General features: G+C 33.6%; 10 protein-coding genes. 1 reads left to right on the top strand and 9 read right to left on the bottom strand.

From position 1 onward, the window contains the following. Nucleotides 1-66: 66 nt before the first annotated feature. The 6 genes from ACR65M_RS18240 to ACR65M_RS18265 are packed head-to-tail and all read right to left on the bottom strand — an operon-like array spanning nt 67 to nt 8,837. On the bottom strand, nt 67-1,413 hold the full coding sequence (locus ACR65M_RS18240) for a heparinase II/III domain-containing protein (protein ID WP_440274008.1): 1,347 nt from the start codon (nt 1,411-1,413) through the stop codon (nt 67-69). Nucleotides 1,414-1,434: 21 nt separating this feature from the next. Then, complete coding sequence (locus ACR65M_RS18245; protein WP_440274009.1) at nt 1,435-2,433, bottom strand: glycosyltransferase family 4 protein; 999 nt, start codon at nt 2,431-2,433, stop codon at nt 1,435-1,437. A gap of 11 nt (nt 2,434-2,444) precedes the next feature. Then, nucleotides 2,445-5,969: a CgeB family protein gene (locus ACR65M_RS18250; protein WP_440274010.1), complete on the bottom strand. Its 3,525-nt coding sequence runs from the start codon at nt 5,967-5,969 to the stop codon at nt 2,445-2,447. 21 nt (nt 5,970-5,990) lie between these two features. Then, a complete protein-coding gene (locus tag ACR65M_RS18255) occupies nt 5,991-6,257 on the bottom strand; it encodes a hypothetical protein (RefSeq protein ID WP_440274011.1) in 267 nt (88 codons plus the stop codon). A 25-nt stretch (nt 6,258-6,282) separates the two neighbouring features. Then, a complete protein-coding gene (locus tag ACR65M_RS18260; protein ID WP_440274012.1) occupies nt 6,283-7,572 on the bottom strand; it encodes a glycosyltransferase in 1,290 nt (429 codons plus the stop codon). Further along, nucleotides 7,569-8,837 carry a glycosyltransferase family 4 protein gene (locus ACR65M_RS18265; RefSeq protein ID WP_440274013.1) on the bottom strand — a complete coding sequence of 423 codons (1,269 nt, stop codon included), beginning with the start codon at nt 8,835-8,837 and terminating at the stop codon, nt 7,569-7,571. Before ACR65M_RS18265 ends, ACR65M_RS18260 begins: the two co-directional genes overlap by 4 nt. A 284-nt stretch (nt 8,838-9,121) precedes the next feature. Here ACR65M_RS18265 and ACR65M_RS18270 point away from each other — a divergent pair, with 284 nt between their 5' ends. Further along, nucleotides 9,122-9,403 (top strand): hypothetical protein, encoded by a 282-nt coding sequence (locus tag ACR65M_RS18270; RefSeq protein WP_440274014.1) that lies wholly within the window; start codon nt 9,122-9,124, stop codon nt 9,401-9,403. Between the two features lie 105 nt (nt 9,404-9,508). On the opposite strand, the gene ACR65M_RS18275 is transcribed toward ACR65M_RS18270, so the two are convergent. From ACR65M_RS18275 to ACR65M_RS18285, 3 genes are all read right to left on the bottom strand, one after another. Continuing rightward, nucleotides 9,509-10,591, bottom strand: coding sequence for a Gfo/Idh/MocA family protein (locus tag ACR65M_RS18275; RefSeq protein ID WP_440274015.1), 1,083 nt, complete (start codon nt 10,589-10,591; stop codon nt 9,509-9,511). Nucleotides 10,592-10,740: 149 nt separating this feature from the next. Beyond that, nucleotides 10,741-11,562 carry an SGNH/GDSL hydrolase family protein gene (locus ACR65M_RS18280; protein ID WP_440274016.1) on the bottom strand — a complete coding sequence of 274 codons (822 nt, stop codon included), beginning with the start codon at nt 11,560-11,562 and terminating at the stop codon, nt 10,741-10,743. 151 nt (nt 11,563-11,713) lie between these two features. Continuing rightward, nucleotides 11,714-13,729: a penicillin-binding transpeptidase domain-containing protein gene (locus tag ACR65M_RS18285; protein ID WP_440274017.1), complete on the bottom strand. Its 2,016-nt coding sequence runs from the start codon at nt 13,727-13,729 to the stop codon at nt 11,714-11,716. Between the last annotated feature and the right edge of the window lie 276 nt (nt 13,730-14,005).

Genomic DNA, 14,005 nt, shown 5'->3' on the forward strand with positions numbered 1-14,005 from the left:
ACCTCCTCGAATGTTTGTTCTTATCCTAATTATACAAAAGAAGGTTTCAAATATCAACATTTACCTTTAACAGAGCCATTTTTTATAAACCACTCTGCGTTTATGTTCTACGCCTTCATATCTTCTATTAATACCTGTAGCTTCAGATATATCTTGAGCGATTTTATAATCCGATAAATAAACTCCTTCATAATTTCCATCAGTACGAGGCAAACCAATACCATCAACAATCAACGTATTGTGAGCGAATGAAGAATATGCATATTTTGTAAATGGATCTTTGTAATTGTAGCCATTTGGCCCCGCCTCAGTGATAATTTCTCTTTTTGAATAAATATAAAGATTTAAATCATCACTGTGTTTGTGATAATTTGTATTATAAGCTGCTGCAAACAAAACATAAGTAGCATCTTCTTTATTGTTCCAATCATCCCTAAAAATTGCATATCCTGCTTCCGGGAATACCTTGTCAGTTTCTTGTGGAGGTATCCCTTTTTCTCCACTAGTTACAGAATACAGATATTCCTCACTATCAAATAGCTTCCTAGCACTTCCGTTTCTTACCAATTTAGCTTCAGTATCACAAATTGGAGGTAAATAACCATCTGGTCTAATAATATAGGTTGCGTAGTCCATAGCTTTTAAATAAATGTTTGAAAATTCTTCAGCAATCGCTTGGTCTATCTCTTCCATCCAATCAACCAATGCTTTAATGTTTGAAACAATAAGTAAGTGATAAGAAGGTGAATGTTCTTTGTGTACTCCATCTTTCGTAAATACAAATTTGAAGTAATCCTTTAATCTAGTTACTGATATATTTTTATAACGATTACATAGATCTTTCTGTTCTCCCTCGAAGTAGATAGAAAACAACAAAAGTGCAATATCTTGGAACATACCATGGTTGGTACCTGTTGAATGGAATGAATCTTCCTCAAGCAAAGCCGCTGTAATCCACATTCGTTCTTCTAATATCTCTATTTCATCATTGGAAACAATACCTTTTGCATAAATATAATATTTCTGCCAATATTGCAAACGTAACGCTGTGGTTTCATCGTGGTATGCCATTGTTTCTTTTTTAGTTTCGTAAGTATGCTTTCCTATCCAATCCTTAATTAATGCCATTCCCTTTTCTAGATACTTAATATCACCTGTGTTAACAAAAGCATCTGTCAAACATCCCAAGAATGTAAAACCGTGTATTAATCTAGAATATGCTCTTGATCTATTATCGTCCCAATCAATCAAATTAGGATATTGAATAGTTCCAAATGGGGGAATGGCATACGCATTCTTATTGGTAATATTCTTTGCAGCTTGAAGACAATCTTTATTTCGACTTCCCGGTAAAGCTTTACTAATCGATAATGCTCTTTCTTCTGTTAAATCTTTTGGAATATAAAGGTCCATTCAGCTAATTCACCTCGTCCCTTAGGAACTCAATAAATGATTTATTAAAGAGTTCCACTGGCTTCCTATTCTCTCAACACTAAAGTTTTTTTGTACATATTCCTTTGCCTTGTTTCTTAATACTTGGTCTGATTCTAAATTATTTATTTCAATCACTTTGTTTACGCACTCATCAACGTTATTAAATAAATATTCCTCCGAATATATTGTATTACTACCATCCCATTTTAGGATGAGAGGATAGGCGCCAGAGGCCATACCCTCACTCGGTGAAAGATGAAAACTTTCAAAGTCACTTGTAGATAGTACATAGCCTATCTTTTTCAACCAAACATTAATATCGGAGCCAAACCCATCAAAAATAACTGCATTCTTCCAAGGAGCATTCTCTATACGCGAAAATAACTCTTCATAGTATTCACGCTCTTCCTCTCTATTCCATAACCATGGATACTCCTGTGGAAGTTTGCCTTTAATAAATAATTTATATCTAGAATCCTTTTCCCATAGTTTTCCAAGGATATCAACAGCCAAATCAAGACGCTTTCTTTTGGGGCTTAATCCAATAAAACCTAGGTGGTATTTATAGTCTTCTTTAGGCAAATCCATTTTGTCTGTATCCACCACATTATATATCATTGTCATTTTTTCTCTTGGCAATTTAAATACTCTATAAAATTCTTCATAGACATAAGGAGAGATTGCAATGATCTTGTCTATATTTTTCATATCAAATTGCCTTGGGTAAGGGGTGTTCACCTCTTGAAGGTGCATTCGAACCACAATTTTCTGGTTTGGTAATTTTCGATTTGAATACCAAACAGCATTCCCTAAGCCCCATTCACACACTATGATATCTGCCCACTCTAAACAACTTTGACTATGTTGTTCATCATGCACATTATGCCCCTTCCAATTATCTAGGCGAATTTCATACATTCCGGTTGATTCCAAATAGCCTATGATTAATGAAGCAAATTTCAAATCATGTCCAGCAAAAACCAGCTTAATTTTTTCCATTTTATCAAACCTCAAATTTCAATTTGGTTTATTATTTCTTTCTTTAACTTCCCACTTTTGTTTTTCACGTTTTCCATATAGTTGTAACGATCGCTACTGTATAACTTTTTACCGAATTTATAGTATTTGCCAAAATCAGTTCCTTTTTCGATATCATCAAAGAAATCTTCAAGTGATTGTTTTCCAAACACCTCTGTTTTAGCTACTGTTCTTGCAGAATGCAAAGAAGAAACAAACTCATATTCGCTATGTTGGTCGATTTCTTGGATTTGATTACTACTATCGGCTTTAAAGTATGATCCCTTACCAATAAAATCACTATCTGTATATAGTGTACATAACATTAAATCCAATAAATAGTTACGACCATAGTAATCATTTGGTGAAAAATATGTTAAATAAGGAGTATCTATCCACTCTAAGATATTTTGATAATTATGCATAAACGTCCGTACAAATGTCTTTATAGACCTCGTATTGTACTGGTTAAATAATTCAATATAACCTTCAAAGGTATCAACTAAGATAAACAACTCTTTGTTTGTATATTCTTGTTGTTCAAATTGTTCAACAGCATGTAAAAACTCTTCTTTTGTATGTGCAAATGCCAGAACTGTCACTTTCGGTGTATCATGATAAAATGCTAAGCCGACTTTTTGACAAATAAACGCTAATCTATGCGTATAAGTATGTTTACTTAACACTTCTCGGATACCCAACATTGACTTATTTCGATACACTGCTTCATCGTTTAAAAGGGTATTAAAAGTTTTGTCTATAACATCTTCATCTTCTGAGATATAGACTAAATCCCCAAATGTTTTTTCAATACCCTCAGCATATGTGCTCACAATAGGGGTACCACATGCTAAACCTTCAAACACTCTTCTAGAAAACATAGTCGGAGAGTGTTTAACAGTATTAACATTAATCATTACTTTATATCCCTTATAAGCCTTATCAATTTCATAATACTTTAGACTACCCTTTATAAATGGAGTAAGTCTATCTGGGAATCGATGATTTGGCATTAAACCATTTCTAGTCTTCTCATAATTTCGATCATAAATATCTAATCCGTATTTTGCTGCATAATCTAATACTCTATCCATATCACGCGCTCTCTCTTCATGCAACCTGTAATAAGATCCAGCAAAACAAGCTTTATCATCTCTTATTTCTGTTATTTTAATTGGGTTATGAATTGCAGGTTGAGCAGCAAATGGTAAAGAGAATACATTTCTATGACCAGCTTGTTCCATATAGAAAGGTACCATATTTTCATCGGTTGTAAAAATATAATCAAACCTCACAGCAGTTTGGATGAATCTATTAAAATGGACCGGATCTTCTTTGTTCCAGAATAAAGTAGGAATATTATTATTATTACACCAAGAAAGTAGAGAAAATAATGGTTTCATATTTTCTTCTCCGTAATAACCTACTTTTTTATTCCATGTTCCGCCATTTCCATACCAAGCCGATTCAACCATTAATATATCAGGTTTATTATTCGTTAGAACCTCTAACCAATTATCTGGAGTAAATGTTATAAGTTCACATTCCTTATTATAGGAAGCAGTTGTAAATTCATCAAAAATCACAGCCATCTTAAGATGATTTAAAGGTCTAGACTTTACCATATTAAGAATTGAAGTTTCACGATTATTTACCCAATTTAATTTTCTATTTACCTCAATAATAGGCATTTCTTTGATTTGTATGCTTTCTAAATTAAAGGTGCCAATCCCCGCTGTTCTTATAGCAAATCTAAAATCCGTTACATCATGTTCAGGTTTTATTATTGTAGGTGCATTAACCTTCAATTGAAGTACTTGTGCTTTTTGATCTCCAGCGTAACAGACTACCATAGGAATGAATTCCATTCCCTCATCAACATTAGCCTTCACAAGAAATTCATATATAGAATTTTCTTTTATATCTATAATGTGAGAAATCGGTGCGATACCGAAACTATTATTTTTTTCTTTATAAGAAAGGTATATTCTTTTAGTTACTTCACTTTTTCCTGTTACAACTAAATCATCATTCTGATTTGTAATCTCTAATAATTTTCCCGTTTGAAACCAGTCTTCTTTTTTCAAACTAAGGTCAGTTGAATTTGTGATTTCTATAGTTTTTGAATTCAATCCAAATTTTAAATCCTTAAAATAACCTGATCCATTTACACGTACAAATACTTTTACCGAAGTTGTATCTTTTTTAAATTGTAGCTTCGTTAATTTATTATGAGGTACCTGGTGAATTTCTTGCCTATCTCCACCTTTAAAGCCCATGACAAATAATGTTAAATCAATTTCGCCGTAACTCTGCGCACCTAGATAAAATTCATAGTATTTTTCAGGTTCTGGATGAAATACAGGAATAATTGGAGCTTCATTTAATTCTGTTTTGTCAAAACACGTTAAATAAACAAATTGTTGTCCAATCAATGTAGACTCAACAATATTTTGATATTTATGGTAAAGCAACTTACCTTTTTCACCATAAGATTTCATTATAGATTTACTATCTATATCAAAAAATTTGTCACACTTCGGAAATAGAAGTTCATTTTTATTTAGACTTTTCGTAAGCCAATATCCTTCCTCACTAATAGAGATTTTTTCTATTGAAAAGGATCCTTTACCCGCAACTCTAATCGCAATCCTCATATCATGACAATTCTCTGGAACTTTAAGCCCAATTTTAGTATTTAGGTCAATTTGTTTAACTTCAAGGCGTTCTTTGTTTCGATAAAAAATTAAAAATAACTTAACATTAAGTGACGAATCTTTCTCGCCATCAAAATTCACTGATAACCAATCATTTTTTATTGAAATAGGGTTTTGCGGAACAGTATTAAAATTTGAATTACCTTCATTATATGTAATGTACAAATGTTGTTTTTCATCTTCCAAATTTATTGAAAACATATTTAGAATGTTGTTATACTCAATTTTTTGATCATTCGGAAAATACCAATTTGTTTGTGGAATGTATTTGTACTCGTTTCTCGAAGTCTGATCAGTAGTCCATAAAGAAATATCATTTAAATTTATTTGATGGATACTAAAATTCCCTCTACCCGTAATTCTTAAAGCAATCCTCATTCCATTTACTTTCTCGGGTATTGTGAATTTTTTGTGCTCATTAAAGCTAGCGTTTATAACTTCCACTTTGTTCCCATTTGAATAGAAAATTACCATAATGCTAATATTTACTTCTGTATCTTTTTTTCCCTTAACATTTAAATTAAACCTTTGTCCCTCATGGATATTAAAGAAATTATCTTTTGGACTATTCGAAAAATTTGTATTTGGTTCCCTATAAGATAAATACAATTGTTTTTCATCTGGTAGATCGACTTTAAAAGTCTGATCTTTCTCCTTAAAGACTAAAGGTGCATCTGACTGTTTGTACCACTTTGTTTCCTCAACTTCTATTACTTCTCGCGAAGTGTACATTGTAAAATTTTCAATCCATTTTCTTGTTTGCTTTATTTCTTCTAGTTTTAACTCAATACTTTTACTCATAGGTTTCTAACCCCCTTTTATTTAATTAGTAAATCTATTTTTCAATCTTTTTCTTGTATTCCAGTATTTAATTGTTAAATTACCTAAACTAGAATTACGAAGTGCCTCAAACCTTTTTTGTAATTCTAAATACTTTTTCTCCCATCTTAACGTTTCCTTAAGTTCAGCTTCTCTATAATTAAGTTGTTTGTGCAATTCTTGTTTAACGCTATAAAGTTCTTGTTCCAATAAATTAACTTTTTGAAGAAGTTGACTATTTTCTTCTTGAATCTCCTCGACAGATTTCATCTTTTTTCCTCCTTGAGGTGTGTAATTAAAGGGAATTATACAGATTTAACAATGAGTATTTTTCATTTTCCCAATTATAGTTATTCTTTGCAGTATAGGTGTTTTCAATCATTTTTTCTCTTTCATCGGGATGTTCCAGTAAATAATTTACACCTTCCGCAATTGATTCATAATTATGTGAATCAACGCACAATCCTATTTTCTCCCCTTTAACAACCATTTGAATTTCTGGAAAACTACATGCGATTACGGGTACACCAGCCATCATGTATTCAAATAATTTGTTTGAAGATGCAGAGTAATGATTAAAACAAACATTATTAAGGACTTGGAATCCTAGATAAGCATTTCGTGTATATTTTGGCAATTCAGCTAATGGTACCTTTGGAATAAACTTAACTTTATCCTGTAAGCCTTTTTCTTCAACCATACGCTGCAACTTTGGCTTGATTCTTCCGTCTCCAATCAATACAAGCGTTCCTTCTTTAAATAAAGGAGCAGCTTCAATAAGACGTTCTAAGCCCCGACCTGTTTGAATGCCTCCTTGATATAGGAGTATCTTTTCATCCCTCGGCAGTCCCAGCATTTTATGAAGTGGTACTTTTTCTTCATTAGTAACCTCTTGTTTGAATGGATAATTATGAACAACATTTGGGTAAAAGCCATATAGGTCCTCATTGTATTTAGCTCGGGTATGATTTTCAACAATCATTGCATCAATAAATTTAATAAGTAATCCTTCTAATTTCCCTTGTTTTTCCGAATATCCAGTACGACTAGTTTGTACTTCGTGTGAATCATATATTAACTTTTTTGGCTTTAACCGAAACTTTGAACAAACGATTCCTTGAGGAAGTGTATTCAAATCATTTGAATGATATATATCATAATGTTTTTTATATCCTTGCGTAATCATCCGAGCGATAATACTTCCTCTTACCAAAATTACATTTAATTTTGTTTTTAGAATCAGCACCACTACAGCCATCAATGTAGTAAAAATGGCAGTTGGCAGTGTAAATAAATATAGGCATAATAACCACAACGCAGCGATTATTAAGCCTATAAATTTATTCTTGCGCAAATAACGATATCCTTTTTGCATGAATTCCAATGCCATAGGATATCGTCTTACACGATAAATTTTAAAATGTTCATTACGTTCCTCATATTTTGGTAGCGATGGGTCTTTGGGATCTTGAATACAAATCAAGTCCACTTCATAATTATATTCAGATAACGCAGTACATTCTCGAAGTACCCTGGCGTCGTTGGTGAAATGATTCCACACAAACATACATACTTTTTTTCTCATAGTGACTCAACCTTGTCCATTGTAATAATTTCTTTAACATTTTTTTTTAATATCACTGATTTGCTTACACGATTTTCAAGTATATCTATTAAGGTATTAATATTATTTTCCCAAAGAAAGTAGTTATTCACGTATTTTTTTCCATTATTTTCAAATTTCCTTTGCTCGTTCGGATTTGCTTTAATCTTTAGGATATCTTTAAGCATTTCTTTTGCATTTTTAGAGCTTGAAACATATCCAATTTGCTCACGTTCAATAATTTTCCTCGATGTACCTGATACAGAGGCTACAATTGGTACTTGGCAAGTCATATAATCGATTACTTTACCCGGTAAGACTGTTTCGAATACCTCTTGATTTGTTAATGTCACAATTCCAACATGATGTTTAGCCATTATGTTTAAACACTGACTTCTAGTTGTTGGTTTAATGAAATGAACATTTGTTAACTGATTATCCTTGACATAATGTACAAATTGTTCTCTTTTCAAGCCATAGCTGATTACTGTGAGGTTAATATCATGTACAGCTAACTCACTAGCAAGGTCCATTAATATATTTGAATCCTGTGCAAGCCCCATATTCCCAGCATAAATTACCGAGAATTTTTCATTCTTCTCTTTTGGAATGTTAATTTCAAATTCTCTAGCGCCATTTGGTAGAAAAGCAATATTTGCTGTTGGAATATGTGCTTTTTTCGAAATATAGTCAACAAAACCTTCACTGTTCACTACGATTTTGTCAGCTTTCTTATATAATAGAGTTTCGATCATACTAAAAGTAGAAATCACAAGTGGATGGCTAAAAACACCGACTCCTTTTAATGATTCCGGCCATAAATCCCGAATCTCCAAAACTAGTTTACTTTTAAATCGATATTTAGCTAATAAACCCACCATCGCAATGAAGATTGCTGGCGAAGTAGCGATTACAACATCGTATTTATTACGGTTAAATAATACATAGATTACCATTTTGACAGCAATTTCCAAATAAAAAAGCAAACGATTCATAATACTACGAGAGTATTTTCGATTTCTTAATTTAACTCGGTATAAATCATCGGCATGTTTATTCAGAAATTCATCATCCCAAAATTCTTCATCTTCATAAATTTTATTGTTTGGATAGGTTGGATCAGTTGTTAACACATTTACATCATAACCGTTCTTTTTAAGAAGTGTATATATGTTTTTCATCCTATTTCCCGCACTACCAATTTCTGGGTAAAAATTCTGAGAAATCATTAATATTCTTTTTCCCATAGAATTCAACACTCCTTTTTCACCATTAACAGCCGTCTTTTATCCTAGGTAAAAAGTCCTGTTTTCAAAACAGATACTGTCCGTACATCCTCAATACAATAATTAACTATAAGGCAAGCTGCTATTATTTTCAACTAAAATTGTCGTATTACCAGTTTTTTTGTAATAAAACCGTAATATTGGTAATAATACATATGTTTATCTTTATCGACAACAGATAACAACAAATTTTTTTAATGAAATTGCATACAATAAAAGTGACTTAATTTATAGGAGGTTTTTTTATGGTTTACATAAACAATGCATCAAATTTTAAAGACTCTATGGATATCGTACTCGAGGTTATGGAAGGAACTGAACAAGAGGCCTTTCAATCAATTTCTAATGAACTTACTCATTCTTTAAGCAACCTTTCTCAAAATGGATTTGCCATTAATTTATCTCAAACGGAAAAACAGGAACTTTATAATTGTTTACAATCCTTTAAAGAAACGAAAACCTACTATTACTTACGTGAAGATCTAAAAAATTCATTAATTGATTTAGAAATCCAATGCAGAGGGTAGTATAATATTTGGTTTTCTATTCATTTTAATGCAAAAAAAGATACCTCACTGCATTTATTAAATTAAAAAGGAGAATGATCATAATGATCATTCTCCTATTACATTTTAATTACCAAATCTTCCTGTAAAGTCTAATGTGCTGCATTTTTCTAACGGAAGTTTAACTCCCTTACCTTCTGCCGCTGATTTGTAAATCGCAAGCACTAGTTCTAATGCATCTCTTCCATCTTTTGCTGTTACGTACGGATCACGATCATTTTTAATCGCGTCAATCACGTCAGTATAAAGTGGATTATGTCCAAATCCGTATACACTTGGAGGGTTTTCTTGGTACTTTGCTTTAACTTCTTCTGGATTATCTTTATTATCAGCAAAGAGCCATTCCTCAATGATATTTACTGACTTTCCTCCAGCTTTTACTGTTCCTGAATCACCGAATATGTAAAGTGTTTCCTCTAGATTGGTTGGGAAAATGTTAGTTGTACCTTCAACAATCCCGTAACTTCCATTTGAGAACTTGATTAAAGCTAATCCAAGGTCTTCTGCCTCAATAAATCCATGCTTTAGGTTATCTGTCATACCAACAACCTCGGTAATTTCTCCGCCCATCATCCAGCGTAGAAGGTCAATGTTATGAATACATTGGTTCATCAATGCACCACCGTCTTGTTCCCATGTTCCACGCCAAGGAGCTTGTGTATAATAGTCTTCTCCTCTGTTCCAACGAATGTGAGCTGTACCGTGCAGAAGGCGACCGAAACGTTCTTCTTCAACTGCTTCACGGATTTTTTGAATCGATTTATTAAAACGATTTTGATGACATGCGCTTACCTTAACATTTTTCTCTTTGGCTTTATTGATAATTTCATCAGCATCTTCTAATGAAAGAGCAATCGGCTTTTCGATAATTAGGTTAGCACCCGCTTCAATGCAGTCTAGTGCAATCGCTGCATGCTTACCACTTTCCGTACAGATTGCTACTAGTTCAGGCTTTTCCTTCTCTAGCATTTCTTTGTAATCAGTATATAGGTTTGGTGATTTCGGAAGATTAAACTTCTGTAGCTTATCCTCCATATTTTCAGGGTTAACATCGCATAAGGCAACAATTTCAAGTTCGTTTTCCAATGCAGCTGCGATATGGTTTGGCGAAATACGTCCACAACCAATTAATGCATATTTTAAAGTCATGTTGCTCCTCCTTAATAATTAAAACATAAATTTGATTTTAGATTTTTTGACGAATGATGGCAGTTTTTAAGAGCCCTCTCTTATTTTAGTACAAAATGGACTAACTGCCAAACTAAGAAATACCTATTTACAATTCTCCATCCTTGACACTAATTTTCACCATCTTGAGCAATAAAATACTTCGACAAGTAATCTGCCCATAGTTTATGTCCTTTTTCGCTTGGAGCACCATTTGCATCTAAATATTCAACGATTTCATCTGATTTGTAGTCTGGCCATACTTCCCAATGGTTGAGATATGAATAATTGTTTTCTTTAGCATAACCTTCTAAATCATTAACCTCATTTGGGTAATACCTTGCATTATGTAAAGGATTAGCCGGCTGTAGTAAGACAGATACTTCAGGAACTTCCTCCTTAATTGTCCCTAGAATTTCAGTAATATTTTCTAGCCTTCTCTCTAAGGCAACTAGATTGGCATTGTCGTACAAAATAAATGGTTCAAATAATATGATATCAGGAGAAAGATCGATAATTTCTTGATATATTTCCTCTTGTACAACTTGGGTTGATGTTTTATCACCAATTTCTTTAATTGTGATTGTAAGAATATCCTTTCCATATGTATCTTCAAGGCCCTTCTTAAATAATGCTGGCCAAGCAGTTGAATCATCGGGTGTTGAGTCCGAACCTGCAATAATGAAGTTAATTGGTATACCAGTTTGAGCTGCTTCCATAAGCTTTGTTTGTATTTCTTCTGGTAAGTTCCTTGAGTACTTTTTTACTATTTCGATTTTATTTTCACTTTCATCCTCTTGTTTTTCATCAACTGCTGTGTTTAATTGTTCATCAGGCTTTTCTTCTTGAGAAGTCTTGGCAGTAGCATATAATTTATTGTTCCAATGTATTTTCCCTGTTATAACTGTAGCAACAGATAGCACGATGACAATAAGCACAAGTATATTTTTCAAAATATAACCCCCAGACAAAACACGACTAATTACCTATATTATACAATAAAAACGTCATGAAATTTAGCTTTTTCGGGTAATTCATGTAGTATTTCCTCGGAAATTGCAATTGGAAATAAAGAAAGCTGACGAAACTCGTCAGCTCTATAATTTACTTTAAGACACTTTCAAAAACGGCTTTTACCTTAGGCGTAACATCATGACTACCGTTTTTTACGTCTTCAATAAGCATTGCAACTAATAGGCTTGGATTTTCTGTATTTACAGCTACAAAAAATCCATTTTCTTTTCCATCTTCCTCTTTTGAAGTTTTCAGCTCAGCCGTACCGGTCTTTCCTGCAAGCCTAATGCCCTCAATTTTTGCATCACGTGCTGTTCCTTTTGGGTCTTCCACAACTTGAATTAAATCATTAAGAATGAGTTGTGCCGTTTCAGGAGTAATCACGTTTTCTTTCCAAAATTCTTTATCTGACTCATCTAGGATAAGTTTTGGTTTGAGCAGGTTCCCAGAATTTAATAACGGTGTATACGATATCGCTAGGTGAACAGGGCTCATTTCAAGTTGTCCTTGGCCATAACCAGTGTCCGCAGTTAAAATTTCAGTATTTAAACCTTTATTTGAAACTTTTGATTCATATAAAGGATACTCGAATGGGAATGGTTCCCCAAACCCATATTTCTTGAGTTCTTCTTCAAATTCTTCTCCACCAATTCCGAGTGCAGCTTGGGCAAAGTAAATATTGTCCGAGTAAACAAATGCGTCCCTTAAGTTCACTGGTTTTCCTGGGTCACTAACCCTTGTTATTGAATAGCCCCCCCATGAACTATCTTTTTGCCACTGCTTTCCTTTTATATCTATTGTTGTTTCAGGTGTAATTACCTGATTCTCAAGTGCAATCCCTGCAGTAACTGGCTTAAAGGTTGATCCAGGTGCATATGTTGCACCAAAGCGATTTAGTAACGGCTTTAATGGATCTTCATTCAATCGATTCCATTCTTCTGTAGATAGCCCAAGAACAAAGGCATTTGGATCAAAGGAAGGGCTACTTACGAGAGCTAATGTCTCCCCTGTTAATGGATGAATTGCAGCAGCAGCCCCAGCGTTCCCACCTAGTTGATCATATGTTGTAAGTTGAACGTCAATGTCGATAGCTAATGTAATCGTTTCGCCATCCTTCACATCTTTTTCAGCAAGGGTGACTTTTCCTTCGCCATCCGCTCTTCTAATGTAGACTTTTGCTCCCTTTTCTCCTCTTAATCGATCTTCTAGTACCATTTCAAGACCCTTTTTACCGACAACATCATTTGCTGTATACCCTTTTTCCTCTAATTCTTTTAAGTCTTCAGCCGTCACATTCCCGATATACCCAATCAAATGAGCGGTTGCTTCTTTAAATGGATATACACGAGATTCAACTTTTTTTGATAGAACACCATCTAGTTGAGTGACCTTTGTCGCAAGCTCCTGCTCCTGTAAAGACAATTTCGTGATTGGCACGAAGTAATCAGGTTGTACCCAAGAAGCATTTAATTTCTTTTCAATTGATTCTGGCGTTAGCTTTAATAGTTCCGCCACTTTTGCGATAGTTGCAGCCTTGTTTTCACCAAGATCTTGTGGAACTAGTCCGATTTCATATACTAGTCCATTTTCAGCTAATTTCACACCATTGCGGTCAAGGATTTCCCCACGTTTTGGATATGAAAACTCAAGGCCAATCCCATCCCCTTCTTCCATATCCGGGAAAAACATTGAAGGTTCCCATCGGATTGCCCACTTTTTCTCATCGTCTTTTTCTTCTAGTACGAGAGTTGTTTGCTCATCAAACTCAATAGGACCTGCTACCGTTTCCATTGTAGCATTATAAGAAAACCTAACCTCACCTTTATCGTTTGGTTTTATTTCTTCCTCCGGTTTATCGAAGTTAACTTTTAATTCATCCACTCCAATATCACTGTAAATCTTACTAAAACGTTCCACGAATTCATCCTTTTTGACGTTTTCTTTTACATCCGAGGAAAATTGATCGTATACTTTATCAAAATCCTGACTTTCCCAATCCTTAATGAATGCCTCAAAACGTTCTTCTGGCAAAGGATCCTTGTTACAACCGGTTAATATCACAATGCCTAGTGCAATACCAACCAATAACCATATGTACCGTTTCAATACTTTCTCACTCCCTTATACAACTTTTACCACTTTATGTTCTCCTACTATATTATAGTATATTTTGAGACTCTTCAGAGTAGGTCTGTATGCCTAGTTGTTTCACGGTGAAGATTGGTATTCAACAAAAATCGAGGAAATACATCTCGAATCTTATTTCTAACGCCTCAATAAACTTGTGCTTAGTGGGCTTTTTCCTGTTTAAAAAACTATTTATTAACATCCAATATAGTTCTTTATACCTATTAATAATTCGACAAAATACGACGATAATAA

Source organism: Ferdinandcohnia sp. SAFN-114 (assembly GCF_059415045.1).

Coding starts and splice junctions, on each gene's coding strand:
- ACR65M_RS18240 (WP_440274008.1), bottom strand. CDS start 1,413: ATGGACCTTTATATTCCAAAAGATTTAACAGAAGAAAGAGCATTATCG.
- ACR65M_RS18260 (WP_440274012.1), bottom strand. CDS start 7,572: ATGAGAAAAAAAGTATGTATGTTTGTGTGGAATCATTTCACCAACGAC.
- ACR65M_RS18265 (WP_440274013.1), bottom strand. CDS start 8,837: ATGGGAAAAAGAATATTAATGATTTCTCAGAATTTTTACCCAGAAATT.
- ACR65M_RS18270 (WP_440274014.1), top strand. CDS start 9,122: ATGGTTTACATAAACAATGCATCAAATTTTAAAGACTCTATGGATATC.
- ACR65M_RS18255 (WP_440274011.1), bottom strand. CDS start 6,257: ATGAAATCTGTCGAGGAGATTCAAGAAGAAAATAGTCAACTTCTTCAA.
- ACR65M_RS18275 (WP_440274015.1), bottom strand. CDS start 10,591: ATGACTTTAAAATATGCATTAATTGGTTGTGGACGTATTTCGCCAAAC.
- ACR65M_RS18245 (WP_440274009.1), bottom strand. CDS start 2,433: ATGGAAAAAATTAAGCTGGTTTTTGCTGGACATGATTTGAAATTTGCT.
- ACR65M_RS18250 (WP_440274010.1), bottom strand. CDS start 5,969: ATGAGTAAAAGTATTGAGTTAAAACTAGAAGAAATAAAGCAAACAAGA.